This window comes from Myxococcales bacterium, from assembly GCA_016712525.1.
Lineage (GTDB): Bacteria > Myxococcota_A > Polyangia > Polyangiales > Polyangiaceae > JAAFHV01.
Genome location: JADJQX010000008.1, coordinates 661145 through 676191, shown reverse-complemented (window position 1 = coordinate 676191; position 15047 = coordinate 661145). Strand labels below are relative to the sequence as shown.

16 protein-coding genes are annotated in these 15047 nt (G+C 70.4%); 10 read left to right on the top strand and 6 right to left on the bottom strand.

Annotated features, from left to right (window positions below):
- Positions 1-25: 25 nt before the first annotated feature.
- Positions 26-727 carry a peptide deformylase gene (gene def, locus IPK71_32340; protein ID MBK8218446.1) on the bottom strand — a complete coding sequence of 234 codons (702 nt, stop codon included), beginning with the start codon at positions 725-727 and terminating at the stop codon, positions 26-28.
- Positions 728-879: 152 nt separating this feature from the next.
- Between def and IPK71_32335 the strand changes: the two genes are divergently transcribed.
- A complete protein-coding gene (locus IPK71_32335; GenBank protein MBK8218445.1) occupies positions 880-1590 on the top strand; it encodes a dienelactone hydrolase family protein in 711 nt (236 codons plus the stop codon).
- 20 nt (positions 1591-1610) lie between these two features.
- Here the strand turns inward: IPK71_32335 and IPK71_32330 are convergent, their stop codons facing one another.
- Positions 1611-2618: a LysR family transcriptional regulator gene (locus IPK71_32330; GenBank protein MBK8218444.1), complete on the bottom strand. Its 1008-nt coding sequence runs from the start codon at positions 2616-2618 to the stop codon at positions 1611-1613.
- A complete protein-coding gene (locus IPK71_32325) occupies positions 2615-3769 on the bottom strand; it encodes a S1 family peptidase (protein MBK8218443.1) in 1155 nt (384 codons plus the stop codon). The genes IPK71_32330 and IPK71_32325 overlap by 4 nt, the downstream gene beginning before the upstream one ends.
- A gap of 558 nt (positions 3770-4327) precedes the next feature.
- On the opposite strand from IPK71_32325, the gene IPK71_32320 reads away from it, so the two are divergent.
- The gene (locus IPK71_32320) at positions 4328-6169 is read left to right on the top strand and encodes a hypothetical protein (GenBank protein ID MBK8218442.1); all 1842 of its coding nucleotides are present in this window, start codon (positions 4328-4330) and stop codon (positions 6167-6169) included.
- A 195-nt stretch (positions 6170-6364) separates the two neighbouring features.
- Positions 6365-6703: a GFA family protein gene (locus IPK71_32315; GenBank protein ID MBK8218441.1), complete on the top strand. Its 339-nt coding sequence runs from the start codon at positions 6365-6367 to the stop codon at positions 6701-6703.
- A gap of 74 nt (positions 6704-6777) precedes the next feature.
- On the opposite strand, the gene IPK71_32310 is transcribed toward IPK71_32315, so the two are convergent.
- The gene (locus IPK71_32310) at positions 6778-7695 is read right to left on the bottom strand and encodes a diguanylate cyclase (protein ID MBK8218440.1); all 918 of its coding nucleotides are present in this window, start codon (positions 7693-7695) and stop codon (positions 6778-6780) included.
- A 205-nt stretch (positions 7696-7900) separates the two neighbouring features.
- Here IPK71_32310 and IPK71_32305 point away from each other — a divergent pair, with 205 nt between their 5' ends.
- Together IPK71_32305 and IPK71_32300 are read left to right on the top strand one after the other, a co-directional pair.
- Complete coding sequence (locus tag IPK71_32305) at positions 7901-8662, top strand: SDR family NAD(P)-dependent oxidoreductase (protein ID MBK8218439.1); 762 nt, start codon at positions 7901-7903, stop codon at positions 8660-8662.
- 125 nt (positions 8663-8787) lie between these two features.
- A complete protein-coding gene (locus IPK71_32300; GenBank protein ID MBK8218438.1) occupies positions 8788-9453 on the top strand; it encodes an inorganic pyrophosphatase in 666 nt (221 codons plus the stop codon).
- Here IPK71_32300 and IPK71_32295 read toward each other — a convergent pair.
- Positions 9428-10087: a hypothetical protein gene (locus tag IPK71_32295; GenBank protein ID MBK8218437.1), complete on the bottom strand. Its 660-nt coding sequence runs from the start codon at positions 10085-10087 to the stop codon at positions 9428-9430. The two genes, IPK71_32300 and IPK71_32295, sit on opposite strands and share 26 nt — an antisense overlap.
- A gap of 124 nt (positions 10088-10211) precedes the next feature.
- Between IPK71_32295 and IPK71_32290 the strand changes: the two genes are divergently transcribed.
- The 5 genes from IPK71_32290 (at position 10212) to IPK71_32270 (ending at position 13975) form a co-directional block, all read left to right on the top strand.
- A complete protein-coding gene (locus IPK71_32290; GenBank protein ID MBK8218436.1) occupies positions 10212-10592 on the top strand; it encodes a hypothetical protein in 381 nt (126 codons plus the stop codon).
- Positions 10589-11056, top strand: coding sequence for a hypothetical protein (locus IPK71_32285; GenBank protein ID MBK8218435.1), 468 nt, complete (start codon positions 10589-10591; stop codon positions 11054-11056). Before IPK71_32290 ends, IPK71_32285 begins: the two co-directional genes overlap by 4 nt.
- Positions 11057-11167: 111 nt before the next feature.
- Positions 11168-12403 (top strand): branched-chain amino acid ABC transporter permease, encoded by a 1236-nt coding sequence (locus IPK71_32280; GenBank protein MBK8218434.1) that lies wholly within the window; start codon positions 11168-11170, stop codon positions 12401-12403.
- Positions 12400-13227: an ABC transporter ATP-binding protein gene (locus IPK71_32275; protein MBK8218433.1), complete on the top strand. Its 828-nt coding sequence runs from the start codon at positions 12400-12402 to the stop codon at positions 13225-13227. The genes IPK71_32280 and IPK71_32275 overlap by 4 nt, the downstream gene beginning before the upstream one ends.
- Positions 13217-13975, top strand: a complete 759-nt coding sequence (locus IPK71_32270; GenBank protein ID MBK8218432.1) for an ABC transporter ATP-binding protein — start codon at positions 13217-13219, stop codon at positions 13973-13975. Before IPK71_32275 ends, IPK71_32270 begins: the two co-directional genes overlap by 11 nt.
- Here the strand turns inward: IPK71_32270 and IPK71_32265 are convergent.
- Positions 13960-15012, bottom strand: a complete 1053-nt coding sequence (locus IPK71_32265) for a hypothetical protein (protein ID MBK8218431.1) — start codon at positions 15010-15012, stop codon at positions 13960-13962. The two genes, IPK71_32270 and IPK71_32265, sit on opposite strands and share 16 nt — an antisense overlap.
- Between the last annotated feature and the right edge of the window lie 35 nt (positions 15013-15047).

Genomic DNA, 15047 nt, shown 5'->3' with positions numbered 1-15047 from the left:
GCGGCGACCCGTGGTTTTGCCCCGATCACGGGACGAGCCGGAGCACCTCTTCGATGCGCTTGCCCCCGTAGAGCGCCTTCGCGTGCGCTTGGGTCGAGAAGCTCCGGGTGCGCATGCGGTCGACGTAGAGCGTGCCGTCCAGGTGATCGACCTCGTGCTGCAGGATGCGCGCGGGCCACCCCTTCGCGCGGAACGTCACGGGCTCTCCGCGCTCGTCGAAGGCCGAGACCTCCACCTCGAGGCTCCGCGTGACGAGCCCGACGTACCCGTGCACCGAGAGGCACCCCTCGAAGAACGTCGCCTTCTCGTCGCCCACGGGCGTGAGCTTGGGGTTCACGAGCACGCGGGTCGCGAACGGCTCGCGGAGGCGCTCCTCGCGCTCGTGGGGCAAGAGGCTCGCGATGAGCTCCTTGCGATCCTCGAGCACGATCACGCGGAGATCTCGCCCGATCTGCGGCGCCGCGAGCCCGACGCCCGGCGCGGCGCGCATCACGGCGATCATGGTGGCGACGAGGTCGCGCAGGTCCTTCGAGCCGAAGGCCTCGGGGGGCACCTCGCGCGCCGGGGTGCGCAGCACGAGCGCGCCGGTCTGGACGATGGGGGGCAGCTTGGGGGCTTGGGGCACGGGGGGCTCCTTCGTCGGCGCGGGCGAAGGCTCGGGGCACCGACCGGCGCAGCCCACGGCACAGACCAAGAGCGCCGCCGCCACGAGTCTCACGCGCTGCATGGGCTCGGGTCTACCACGCCCCACCGAGTACCGGGAGATGCGTTGAAAGTGTAATGATTACGAGTGGTTGTGGTTGTGGCCCGGCCGGCCGCGGCGCGCTCGTGAGCCCGAAAACCCTTCCCAGGGTGCGGCCCGTTCGCCATGCTGCGCGCATGGAAACCCGCACGCTCGGATCCCTCGAGGCCGTCGTCGTCGCGCCGCGCGGCGAGGCCGTTCGTGCCGTCGTCGTCCTCATGCACGGCTTCGGCGCGCCAGGCGAGGATCTCGTGGGCCTCGCCGACATGATCGAAGCGCCGCCCGGTACGGCGTTCGTGTTCCCGAAGGCGCCGCACTCGTTCACCGAGCTCTACGGAGCGCCGCCATTCGTCGACGCCCGCGCGTGGTGGAAGCTCGACCTCGAGGCCATCGAGCGCGCCCGTCGGACCGGCGGGGTGCGTGACTTGTCGCGCGAGCGGCCCCAGGGAATCGACGCAGCGCGCGCCCTCGTGGTCGCCTTGCTCGCGGCGGTCGGAGAGAGCTTTCCGGGCGCGAAGGTCGTGCTCGGTGGGTTCTCGCAGGGGGCCATGCTCGCGTGCGACACGGCCCTCCGCGAAGGCCCGAAGCTCGCGGGCCTCGTCGTCCTGTCGGGCACGCTCGTGGCCGAGGCCGAGTGGGCGGCGCTCTTCCCCACGCTGCGAGGCACGCCGGTCTTCCAGAGCCACGGGACCGTCGACGACATCCTCCCGTTCGCCCTCGCCGAGCGCCTCCGCGACGGGCTCGAGCGCGCCGAGGCCCGCCTCACGTGGGTCGCCTTCGAGGGCGGGCACGGCCTCTCCGACGAGGTGGTCACGGGCCTCTCACGGTTTCTCGGCGACCATCTGTAACAGTTCGAATGTTCTAGTCTTTATGTCGCTTCGAGGTCGAGCAGACGAGCCGTGAGCGCGTCCTCGAGGGCGCGCCTCACCCGCGAGAGCACGCGGTCGGGGTTCACCGCGAGCAGGCACTCCTCGCGCACGTCCCAGCCGCGCACCGGGATCTCGACGATGCTGCCCATCGCGATGTGCCTCCTCGCCGCGCACACCGGGCCGAACACGGCGAGCTCGGTGTCAGCCGCCGATTCGAGCGCGCACGCGAGCGTCTGCACCTCGTGGCCCGTGCGTCGTTCGCCCGGGGAGAGCGGGCACTCGTCCTCCGTCGAGACGAGCTGTCCGCCGAGGTTCTCGACGGGGGTCAGGAAGGCGACGTCGCGGAGCGCCCGGGGAGACACGGGCCCCTTGCCGAGCTTCTTGGCGAGCCTCGGGGAGCCCATGAGGCCCTTGCGCAAGGTCCCGAGGGACGCCACCGACCAGGCCGGTAGGAGGCGTCGCGCGCTCCCCGTGACCACGAGCACGTCGAAGATTCCGTCGCTCGGGTGGGCGCGGAGGGACGCGGCCGGCAGCTCGACGCCGCGCACCCGATGCTCCGGGAGCGCGCGGATCGCCGCGGGGACGAGGGCCGAGCACAAGAACGACGTCGCCCCGAGCGTGAGGGTCGCGGGGGCCTCGCGCTCGTCGCGCTCCATGCGCCCGAGCTGCTCGAAGATGGTCTCGACGAGCGGCACGACGCCTTCTCCGGAGTCCGTGAGCTCGACGCCGCGGGTGCCTCGACGCACGAGAGATCGACCGAGCTTCTCCTCGATGCGAGCGATGGTCTTGCTCACTTGGGAGGGGGTCACGTCGAGCTCGCGCGCGGCCCGCGTGATCGACCGCGCGCGCACGACCGACAAGAACGTCGCGAGGTCGGAGATCCGCAGATCGGTGAGGCTCTCCCGGGTGCGTCGCTCGCTCACGACGTGGAACCTAGCCGGTTTGGGAGGCGCGGCGAAGCCCGAGGGCTCTGCCTCGTCGTGAGCGTGAGCGACCTCGGTCGTCATCGTGCGATCTCGAGGCGGTAGTCGCCGCGCGCGCCGCTCGGAGAGTAGGCGACGCCCACGTAGCGACCGGCGCTCTGTGCCGTGCCCGAGACCTCGTTCGGCGCCACGTTCGTCACGGCGCGGTACCCCGACGTCGTCTCTTTCCACACACGCAGCTCGACCCCGGCGCTGCGGGTAGCGACGCGGTAGGCGCCGCCCGCGCGGCTCACCGTGAACGAGAACCAGTCCTGGTCGGTGGTCGTCGCGAGCGTGCCGCAGAGCTCTTGGGCCGTGGCGGTAGTCGCCGTGCGGTAGCCATCGTTCGGCTCAGCCTCACGTTGGGCGCAGGTGGGCGTGGGCGTGGGCGTGGGCGTGGGCGTGGGCGTGGGCGTGGGCGTGGGCGTCGCGCTCGCGAAGCCTCCGTGGGCCTTCACTTGGGTATCGATCCAGGTCGCGAGCAGATCGACCCTGGCGAGCACCTGCGTGCCCCCGCCGGCCCCCGAGTTGACGGCTACGATCGTGCGGGGCGCGGGCCCGGGGCGCACGACGGGGCCACCCGAGTCGCCGCTCTGGATGACCTCGCGGGTCACGTACGAGAGCGGGAAGCCGTACCGTGCGCCGGCGCTCACGGTCACCTCGGCGCCGAAGAAGAGATCGGTCCGGGAGGCCGTGCCGTCCTTGATGCGCCCGACGTTCACCACAGGGGAGCCGTCGGCGAGGCCCGTCTTCGCGAGGGTGGGGAACGAAGGGATCGTGAGCGGACGCGAGAGGAACACGAGGCCCACGTCGTGTTGGTTCGGGTTCACGAACTCCGAGTCGTTCGAGTAGTCGAACACGGCCGCGCCCTCGGCGGTGGCGGTCTGTCCGCCGGCGTAGGGGAGCTTCACGGAGAAGCCGTCGAAGCCGTCGACGCAGTGGCCCGCGGTCAAGACGACCCTCGGCGCGATGAGCGAGCCCGAGCAGATGCTCACGGTGCGGCCGCCGCGCGACATGTCGACGAGCGCGGCCTCGGGGTACGTCTCCGCGCGTACGCCGCCGACGATGGCGTCGCTCACCTCGCCGAGCTCTTCGGTGGCGTAGGTCGGCGTATCGGGGGCCGCGGACGCGCAGCCGAGCGCGGAGCCGAGGGAAGCGACGAGGACGAAGCCGATGCGTGCCGAGGTCGAGCTCATGAAATCCTCCGAGGTGTCCGAAGCTCCGGGTGCGCCGTGCACGCCGTCGCTCGGTGCGGAGTACGCTTACGGATCTCGACGGAGCGCGAATAGTCGTCGCCGAGAACACCGCGTGTTGCCGCTCGGGAAACTGTGGGGAACGTGGCGACGCTCGCACCACATGCAGAGTGCATTCACTGGAAACTTGCGCCGAGGCCGGACGAAATGCGCACGCTTCGGCACGTTTCCACCGGTGCAAGAGGCCCGATCGTGTCCTCACGCGCGCGCCGACGGCTCGCATTTCTTAGGCACCCGAGCCCTCGCATCGCCCCGCGTACGACGTCGCGCGACGCGCTCTCGAGCTCGCGCGCTCCGAATCGCATGTATCCTGCATGTTCGTGACGTCTCCGTCGTACGGCAGGACGAGGCCCCCTCCAACGCGGCCCGAGGAACGCGAAGGACGCGTTGTGTGCTCGTAAATGCTCAAAACTGTTGTGAAAAATTCTCTCGTGTCGTGGGCGTGCGACGGAGGCGCGCGCGCCGCGTACCCCTCGTGTGGGAAGCTTCGTCCGTCGAGCGATGGGGGTCGGGGTCCTCGTGGGGATGTCCATGGCGTGCTCGCGCGCGCCCGACGTCGTCGAGCCGCCGAGCGACGGAGATCCGAGCCCCGTGACGTCGGCCCGGCCTCGTCGAGGCGTCGTGTGCACGAGGGGCTCCGAGTGCGCCTCGGGCGTATGCACGAGGGAGGGGGCGTGCGCGCCGGCGCGAGCCGACGACGGCGTGACGAACGGCGACGAGACCGACGTCGACTGCGGAGGGATCGCGGGGCCGCGCTGCGGAGAAGGGCGCGCGTGCGCGACACGTCGCGACTGCGCCGACCGCGTCTGCGTCGATGGGAGGTGCCGCGCGCCTCGGTCCGATGACGGCGTCATGAACGGCGACGAGTCCGCCGTCGACTGCGGTGGCACACGCGCACCCTCGTGCGGGGAAGGACGCGCGTGCCGCACGGGGCGCGACTGCGCGAGCCGGGTGTGCGAAGGCGGGCTTTGCGCCGCGCCACGCGCCGACCTCGTTCGGAACGGCGACGAGACCGACGTCGACTGCGGCGGCTCGGCGTCCCCTGCGTGCGAGGTCGGGCGAGGGTGCCGCGTCGCGGACGACTGCGTCTCGCGGGCGTGCATAGCTTCGCGCTGCGCCGAACCGACGGCGAGCGACGGCGTCACGAACGGCGACGAGACCGACGTCGACTGCGGCGGCGCCCGCGCCCCGGGGTGCGCCGAAGGGGCCCGCTGTACGGTCGGCACCGATTGCCGCTCTCGCGTCTGCGGCGAGGGCGGAGCCTGCTCCCGTGCTCCGAGCTGCGCGCGTCGCGCAGGAGGAGAGACGTGCGGGCGCGGCGAAGTGGGGAGCGCCGAGGCCACGCACGAGAGCTGCTGCGCCACGGCGCCCGTGCCGGGCTCGCGCACGCGCCTCGGCAAGTACGGCGTCACCGCGGGCCGCATGCGCACGTTCCTCGAGGCGGTCTCCGGAAATGTCCGAGGGCTCGTGCGCGGCCTGCGCGCGCGCGGACCGCTGCCGTTCGGCGCGATTTTGCCCCCCGCGTGGGACGTCTACCTCCCGACGAGCCTCGAGGGAGACACGTCGCCGAGCGAGCTCTCCGAGGCCGGCCTCGGCGGCGGCGCACCGATCCCGGGGATCTACACGAGCGCCTACCGTCACGTGTCGGGGTACATCTTCCGCGACAACGAGCAGGTGCTCACGGGCTGCACGAACGGCGCGCCCGGCACCCACACGGTCTTCATCCCGGACGAGGCCGAGTCACGCCTCTTCGGCGACGTCCCCCACGAGGTGCCGCGCGATCTCGTCGACACGAAAGGTGCAAACTGCACAAGCTACCTGCTCGCGCAGGCGTTCTGCCTGTGGGACGGCGGGAGGCTTCAGACCCGCGAAGAGCTCGAGGCGGCGTGGGGCCCCGCCACCTACCCGTGGGGCGACGCGCCGTGGCCATTCGGCCCGGGCAGCGGCACCTACTTCGGCAACCGCTTCCCTTGGGCCACCGACCAAAGCCTCCGCGCGAGCGGCAGCCCCTTCGCCCCCGGGCCGATGCAGAGCATCGAAATGGCAGCGTTCTCCTATAGTTACGAGTATCCGGCGCTCCAATCGACCGACTACGCGGTGTTCATCCCCGCGCCCGGGCGAATGCGCGGGCGAGGCGCGTACGGGCACTCGCTCACCGACGGGCTGATGGAGCTCACGGGCAGCCCGCTCGACGGCGTCGTCACGGAGAGCCCGTTCACGACGCGCTTCCACTGGGGCCCGAACGGGTCGTTCGAGGGGCACGGCCTCGGGTTTCGGCACGCGTCGCACGCCATGAACAAATACGGGAAGCTCGGCTTCCGCTGCGCCTACCCCGAGCGCTGAGCGACGCGAGGGAAGTCGCGGGTCGCGCGGGGCGCTCGTCGGGTCGGGCGCGATTGGCGGCGCGGACCGCGGGGCGCTCGTCGGGTGCGGATCGCGTGTATCGTGCATCCCGTGCACCAAGGAAGCTGCCTCTGTTCCGCGATCCGCTGGTCCCTCGCTCGCCCGATCCGGATCGTCACCCACTGCCACTGCCAGATGTGCCGCAAGCAGCATGGCGCCGCGTTCGCCACGTACGCGCAAGTGAAGCGCGCCGCGATCACCATCGACGATCCGAAGGCGCAGCTCCGCCGCTACGCGTCGTCCGAGAAGGCCGCGCGGCTCTTCTGCGGGACGTGCGGCTCGAGCCTCTTCTGGGAGTCGAACGACCACCCCGAGCTCCTCGGTGTCGCGGTCGGCGCGCTCGACGTGCCCCTGGGCGTCCCGGTGCTCGCCCACATCTACGTCGGCAGCAAGGCCGACTGGGTCACTCTCTCCGACGGCGTGCCCGGCTACGAGGGGGACTACGCCGGTCCGCCCGTGCCGCGCGATGCGTGAAGACTACACACGCTCGGTGCGCGCAGCTCCCACGCGACGAACGGGGTCAGCGACGGAGAGCCGCGCCCGCCGCGTCAGATCGGGATGTCTTTGAGGGTGACCTTGTTGCGGCCGCCGCGCTTCGACTCGTAGAGGGCCGTGTCGGCGCCGGCCACGAGCTGCGTGGCGTCGTCGCAGCGGGTCTCGGGGAGGCCCGCCACGCCCACGCTGATGGTCACGGGGATGTGCGTGCTCTCGAACATGAACTGCGTCTCTTCGACGCGGGCGCGGATGCGCTCGGCGAGCGTGGCGGCCTTGGCGAGCGACGTGCCCCTCGCCAAGATGGCGAACTCTTCGCCGCCGTAGCGGGCGAACACGTCCTCGGTGCGGAGGAGCGTTTGGATGAGCGCGGCGAGCTGCACGAGCACGGCGTCGCCCGCGAGGTGGCCGTACGTGTCGTTGATCTTCTTGAAGAAGTCGATGTCGAACAAGAGGAGCGACAGCTCGGCGTGGTGCCTCTTCGCGTACGCGTACTCGGTCTCGAGGCGCTCGAGGAAGTAGCGCTTGTTGAACGCGCGCGTGAGGCCGTCGCGGAGGGCCGCCTCGATCATCTTCTGCTGGAACGACTCGTCGAGCGTGTCGTTGAAGCTGAAGCGCACGACGGTGTTCGCGCCGATGCTGATTTTGTCGCCGTTCTTGAGGACGCGCTGCGTGACGAGCTCGCCGTTCACGAGGGTGCCGTTCGCGCTGTTCAGGTCCTCGATGATCACGTCCGAGCCGGACTTGATGATGCGCGCGTGGCGCCGCGAGATGCCGTCGTCCGTGAGGCGGAGATCGGCCTGGTTCGAGCGGCCGATGACGGTCTCGGCGGCCTCGAGCTTGTGCATCGCGCCGACGTTCGAGCCCGTGAGCACCACGAGGTAGGCCTGGAGCGCCTGACGTTTGCGCGCCGCGAGCTCACGCTGCAGATCCGTGAAGCTCGTGATGCTCGTCGCCTCGATGTCGTCGTCCATGGCGCGGACGCGGGCGGAGGAACGTCGTCGGGGGGGCTCGCTACCCATACTTAAGTCAGGATTGCAGAGCGCCCCATCCGTTTCAAGCAGCTTCCATAGGCTCGGGTCGCGAAGGCGAGAGCCATTTTCCAGGGCCGCGAAACCTCGAATGTTTTCAGCGACGTACGGCCACCGGGCCCCCCTGTGCTATGACGCCCGGCCGAGCATGACCCCCAAGACCGTCTTCCTCACTGGCGCTTCGAGTGGCATTGGTCGGGCGCTCGCGCTCGCGTACGCCAAAAAAGGGGTGCGTGTGGCGCTCGTCGCGCGGCGCAAGGCCGAGCTCGAGGGCGTCGCGGCAGAGATTCGGGCGCTCGGGGGCATGGCGGTGCCGATCGTCGCCGACGTCGCCAAGGTGCACGACATCGAAGAAGCGCTGCGCGAAGCGAACGACGCGCTCGGCGGGCTCGACATGGTGATCGCGAACGCCGGCGTGGGCTCCCCGAAGCACGCGACGAGGCTCACCGTGGCCGAGGTCGTGAAGGTGGTCGACGTGAACGTTCGTGGCGCCTTCGTGACGCTCGTGGCGGCGCTCCCGTACCTGCTCGAGCGAAAGCGCGGCCACCTCGTCGGCGTGTCGAGCCTCGCGGGGCGGCGCGGCCTCCCGCAGACGGGCCCGTACTCCGCGAGCAAGGCCGCCCTCACGACCTTCCTCGAGACCTTGCGCCTCGACCTCGCGGGCTCCGGCGTCCGCGTGACCGACGTTCAGCCCGGGTTCGTCGACACCGAGATGAGCCGCGCCACGGCGACGCGCCCCTTCTTGTGGACCGCGGAGCGGGCCGCCTCCCACATCGTCGAAGAGCTCCGCAGCGCTCCGGCCGTCGTCGCGTTCCCGCGGCCGCTCGGCGCCGCCATCACGGCCTCGCGCGCCCTCCCGGACGGGTGGGTCTCCTACCTCGCCGGCAAGGGCGTGGGGAAACCGCGCTGAGCGCGAGCCGACAGAGGCCGCCCGCCGACGCGTCGTTGCTCCGAGTGTCGGTTGTATCTGTCTGAAATGATTGTTTGTTTTGCCTGAGCCTCTCGCGCGGACCGGGGGCGGTGTATAAGCGCGTCATGAGCGGAAGCCCCTTCGAACAAGCCCTGTCGCACCTCTTCGCCGCGCACCCCTGGCACGGCCCCGCGATCGGCGCGAAGGCCCCCGAGGTCGTCACGGCCTACGTCGAGATCGTGCCGACCGACACGGTAAAGTACGAGCTCGACAAGGCCACGGGCATCCTCAAGGTCGACCGTCCGCAGAAGTTCTCGAACACGTGCCCTACGCTCTACGGCTTCATCCCGCAGACGCTCTGCGGGGCCGAGGTGGCGCTCTTGTGCGACGAGAAGACCGGCAAGACCGGCACCCTCGGGGACGACGACCCGCTCGACATCTGCATCCTCACCGAGCGCAACATCCCGCACGGCAACATCCTCGTGCAGGCCGTCCCCATCGGCGGCCTGCTCATGGTCGACAAGAACGAGGCCGACGACAAAATCATCGCCGTGCTCCAGGGCGACGACGTCTACGGCCACATGCGCGATCTGAGCGAGTGCCCGCGCGCCCTCATCGATCGGCTCCACCACTACTTCCTCACGTACAAGCAGCCCCCGGGGTCGCACGAGCACGTGGTCGAGATCGCGCGCGTCTACGGCCGCGATGAGGCCCACGACGTCATCAATCGCAGCCAGAACGACTACGAGAAGGCGTTCTCGAGCATCACCGGGCGCCTCCGGGCGCGCTGAGCCTCACGTCGCCGGGGGTCGGCAAGAGGCCGATCACGCGCCTCGGGGAGAGCGCGTCGAGATCGAGCGACACCCCCTCGTCGGCGCATCGCTCTTCGCCGAGGGCGCGCGCGAAGCGGCAGAGGGCGTCGAAGGTCGCGCCGTCGAGCCCCACGGTCTCGGCGTTCCAAGCGAGCCACGCGAGCGCCGAGGCGTCGCACTGGAGCTCGGTCGCGGCGATCTCGACGAAGGGCCCGTGCGAGTGGAAATGCGCCCAGTCGTGGAGGCCCCAGTAGAGCGCCGCGAGGCTCGTCGTCGCGAGGGCGAGGGCGTCGTTCGGCGGCGTTCGCGTCTCGTAGAGGAGATCGGTCGCGTCGTCGATCGCCCACGGCGCGAGCATGGTCGCCCCCTCGGGGAGCGGGACCCCGGGGAGGTGCAGGTGCGCGTCCTCTCGGGGCAAGAACGGGAACGCGCCGGCCTCGCCTCGAAGCACGAAGCCTAGGCCCGGTGGGTTCTTGCTCGAGGGCAGATCTCGAGCGCCGAGCCCGTCGCGGGTGAGCCACTCGAGCGACTCGCTCGGGTGCCACGAGAAGGCGTCGAACACGGTCGCATGCACGATGCACGGGACAGGAGGCGTGGCGAGGCGCGTTCGCACGGCGCTCCGAACCCTACACCAAAGGGCGCTGCCGGCCCTCGCGCGGTCGTCGGGTCTCTCCGTTCGACCGCCGCGCGCCTTTCATTCTGGCGCCCGGCCCGGCCCCGCGCTATGAGCCGGCCGGATGACGTCGCCTCTGCCCCCGAAGAAGGACGTGGCCCTCGCCCTCATCGAGCGCTCGAGCGTCTTCGTGTACCTCGACCCGCGCCGCGAAGGGGTCGTGACGCCGGCGGGGTTCAAGCGCGAGCCGAAGCTCGTGCTCCAGGTGGGCCTCAACATGGCGGTGCCCATCCGCGACCTCACGTTCGACGACAGCGGCATGAGCTGCACGCTCAGCTTCAACCGAACGCCGTTCTTCTGCGTGATTCCCTGGGGTGCCGTGTTCGCCCTGACCGACGAGAACGGCCAAGGCATGGTCTGGCCGGACGACGTCCCCGCGAGCTCGTCGAGGCGCAAGCGCAGGCCCAAGCCCAAGCGCCGCGCCGCGCGGCTCTCCGCGTCGTGAAGGACGACGAGCCCGCCCCCGAGGCGGCCCAAGCGCCGACGCCCGAGCCCGTCGCCGAGGCCCCGAGCGAGGCCGAGAAGGCCCCGAAGAAGGCGAAAAAGGCGTCGGCTAAGCCCTCGAAAGAAAAAGAGAAAACGGCTGCCCAGGCCGAGCCGCCCACGAAGCGGGCGCGCGCGGCGAAGAGCGCGGAGGGCGCCGAGGCGAAGGCCACGACGAAGCCCGCCAAGAAGGCTCGCACCAAGAAGGCCGCCGAAGCCGCGCCGGAGCCCGCGCCGGCCAAGGCCGCCAAAAAAGCTCCCGCCGCCGCGAAGCCCGCGCCCGAGCCCCCTCGCAAGGCCCCCGAGCAGGTCGGCCTCTTCGACGGCGCCGACCCGCGCCCCGCCGAGCCGCCTCCGGTCCCGCGCCCCGCTCCGGGCGGAAAACCGAAACGCGAGCTGCCTCCGTACCTGCGCGTCGTGAAGTGATGCCTCGGCCGTTCCCCTCGGGTTCGTGGTAAGAGCCGTCCGCGGATGGAGCAGGCGTCGGGGAAGCCCAAGGCGGGCAAGGGTCCGGTCGTGAGGTCGAGAGGGCGTGGCATGGCCATGGCCGCCGCGGCGCTCGTGGTCGTGCTCGTGCTCGACTTCACCCTCGACCGCATCGTCCCCGACAGCTCGATCCGCCAGCTCCTCATGCTCGCCGCGTGCAACGTCCTCGTGGCGCTGTCGCTCAACGTCATCAACGGCATGGCGGGCCAGTTCTCGATCGGCCACGCGGGGTTCGTCGGCCTCGGAGGGTACACGAGCGCGGTCGTGAGCGCGCACCTCCACGAGGCCATGGGCGGGGGCGAGCCCACCTTCGCCAAGAGCTTCGTCGTGGTGCCCGTCGCGCTCGTCGCTTCGGCCGCGATCGCGGGCCTCTTCGGCTACCTCGTCGGTCTCCCGAGCCTCCGCCTCAAGGGCGACTACCTCGCCATCGTCACGCTCGGTTTCGCCGAAATCTTCAGGCTCCTCATCGCCACCGCCCAGCTCGGCGACAAGGAGTCGATCGGCGAGGCCGCGTCCAAGATCGGCAAAGACGGCGTCGTCGGCCCCTTCTTCCACATGCTCTCGGTGGCCATCACGAGCCTCGGCGGTCAGAACGGCTACGCCGGCCCGAAGAACCAAGGGGTACCGCTCTACGCCGGTCCGTTTTGGGTCTTCGGCCTCGCGCTCCTGCTCGGTCTGCTCGCGTACCGCCTCAAATTCTCGGGTTGGGGGCGAGCCCTCCGCGCCCTCCGCGAGGACGAGATCGCCGCGGCGGCCGTCGGCGTCGACCCGACCCGCTACAAGGTTCGGAGCTTCGTCATCGCTGCGGTGGGCGCCGGCATCGCGGGTGGCCTCATGGCGATGAACCGCGACGGCACGCCCACCGTCCAGCCCGACAACTACAATTTCCAAGCCTCGTTCGACGCCATCACCATGGTCATCCTCGGGGGCTCGGGGAGCGTGACGGGCTCGGCCATCGGCGGCGTGCTCATCACGTTCACCATCAAGGCGATCGAGGCCGTCCAGTCGACGAGCGCGGTCCAAGAGCTGAAGCGGCAGGCCGCGTGGCTCGACCTCAACGCGCTCCGCATGATCCTCTACGCGGGTGTGCTCATCGCGCTCATGATCTGGCGACCCGAGGGCCTGCTCGGCGAGCGGGAGCTGTTCCAAAAGGCGCGCGCCCGTGGCCCCAAGCCGCCGGCCCCACCTCCGCCAGATACGTCAAAAAAGGAAGTGAAATCAAGCGCTTCGGATGCGCCTCCCCCTGACGAAGGGGCGAGTGTCCCGGGCGACGCGGGGGCCACGTGAGCGATCTCGTCCTCACGAACGTGTCGAAGAGCTTCGGCGGCCTCAAGGCCGTGAGCGACGTGTCGTTCACCGTCGCGAAGGGGCGCATCTTCGGGCTCATCGGGCCGAACGGGGCCGGCAAGACCACCGTCTTCAACCTCGTCACCGGGGTCTACAAACACGACACGGGCTCGATCCGCTTCGGCGCGAGCGATCTGTTCCCGCTCGCGCCGGCCAAGATCGCCGAGGTCGGCATCGCGCGCACGTTCCAGAACATCCGGCTCTTCACGCAGCTCACGGTGCTCGAGAACCTGCTCGTCGCGTGCGAGCTCCAGAAGCGCGCGCACCTCACGGCGGCGCTCCTTCGTACGCCCGTGCACTACGAGGACGAGCACCTCATGCAAGAGCGGGCCATGGAGCTGCTCGACGTGTTCGGCCTGGCCGACGCGGCCGACGAGCCCTCCACGTCGCTCCCGTACGGAAACCAGCGCAGGCTCGAGATCGCGCGGGCCATGATGTTGAAGCCGAAGCTGCTCCTCTTGGACGAGCCCGCCGCCGGCATGAACTACGGCGAGGCCGAGGGCCTGAAGACGCAGATCCGCTGGCTCCGCGACACGTTCGACATCACCGTCGTGCTGGTCGAGCACAACATGCAGGTCGTCATGGGCGTCTGCGAAGAGATCCACGTGCTCGATCACGGCGAGACGATCGCCCACGGCACACCCTCCGAGATCCAGAACCACCCCAAGGTGCTCGCGGCCTACCTCGGCGGCGACGACGACGACGCGAGCCCACCCGACGCCGCCACCAAGAAGGCCGACGCGGAGGTGAGCGATGCGGGTTAAACACCCGACGCGGGCCGCGAAGAAGCTCCCCGAGGGCACACCCCTGCTCGAGCTCCGCGACGTGCGCGTGGCCTACGGCGGCATCAAGGCGCTCAAGGGCGTCTCGCTCCGCGTGATGCCGGGCGAGGTGGTCGCGATCATCGGGGCCAACGGCGCGGGCAAGACCACGACCCTGAAGACCATCGCGAGGCTCCTCCCCCTCGCCGGTGGCAGCGTTCATTTCCACGGCGAGGACGTCACCCGCGTCCCCACCGAAGAGATGGTCGAGCGGGGGTTGTCGCTCGTGCCGGAGGGGCGCGCGATCTTCCCGAACCTCACCGTCCGCGAGAACCTCGAGCTCGGCGCGTACCTTCACCGCGATCCGACCACCATGAAGGAGACCATCTCCGACGTGGTCGAGCTCTTTCCTCGCCTCGGCGAGCGCATGACCCAAGAGGGCGGCACGCTCTCGGGCGGCGAGCAGCAGATGCTCGCGATCGGCCGGGCCATGATGGCGCGCCCCGAGATGCTCCTCCTCGACGAGCCGTCCCTCGGCATCGCGCCCAAGCTGGCGGCCCAGATTTTCAAGGCGATCCGTACGATCGCCAAGAGCGGCGTCACGGTGCTCGTGGTCGAGCAGAACACCCGCATGGCCCTCGGCTCGAGCGAGCGTGCCTACGTGCTCAGGACGGGCGAGGTCGCGCTCGAGGGAAAATCTCGGGTGCTCGCGGACGACCCCGAAATCCAGAAGGCCTACCTCGGCGGCTGAGCCGCGCCGAGCACCTTGTCGCATCCGCGCGCCACGGTGTCGCGTGCGCGCTCGCGTGTGCGGACCGACGTGCCCGGTCCTCCCGCGGCCACGGCCTTCATGGCGACGCACGTCCTCGGCAGCCGGGTGAGGTTGCGGTCGTCGGGATCGAGCGCCGCGACCACCCACGCGCGCGCCGTGTCCGACGTGGCCATGGCCTTCGGGAGGGCCGCGTCCATCGTGTCCGCGCATCGCAGGATGGTGGACGTGAGCTCGGACGTGAGCTGCGCGTGCGCATCGAGCGGCCGCGCCGCGAGCGCCTTTTCCCAGACGAACGTGGCGCGTGGGCAGGGGAGGCCGCGCTTGGACGCCGTGACGAGCAGGCCCTGCTCGGCCTCTTGGCCGAGCCACGTCGCCATGTCGTCGTCCGTCTCGGAGCGCTTCGCCGCGAGGCTCGCGCACTCCACGTCGTCGCGATGCTCGGGCGGGGCGCTTCGGAACGACGCGAGCGCCTCGGGGCTCGCGTCGGGGGACGCCAGGGCTTGGCACATCGCCGTGCGCGACTTGGGCTTCGCGAGCGCGCGCAGGACCACGGCCTTCGACGGTGCCCCGAAGCTCGCCACGAGCGCCCCGAGCCGGGCCGCGTCGGCGGGGCTCGTCGCGCGGGACATCGCGGCCTCGAGGTCGGGTAGAAACTCGACTGTTTTCGGGTCTTTACGAGGGAGTGCCGATTGCGCGACCGTCGCGCGTGCCGGGTCGCCGAGGGCTGCCCGGAAGAGCGGCGCGGGCCAGCTCTCCCCCCGCGTGTGACCTTGCCACGCGGCGATGTACGCGTTCACGTCGCCTTCGCGGGCGCGGCTATCGACGAGGGCGAGCGCCTTCGGGTTTTTCGCGGCGAGCCTCCCGAGGGCGGCGGTCGACTCGGCCGCGGTGCTCTTCTCGAGGAACGCGACGTCGCCGCGGGCTTCGGCCTCGTGCACGTCTTTCGTGCCGCACGCGACCGCGGAGGCGATTGCGGCCGCACCCACGAGGGCGAGGAGGTTCGTTCGGTTCGCCATGGCCAATCCTCCGAGCGTACATCACCTTGACGCCC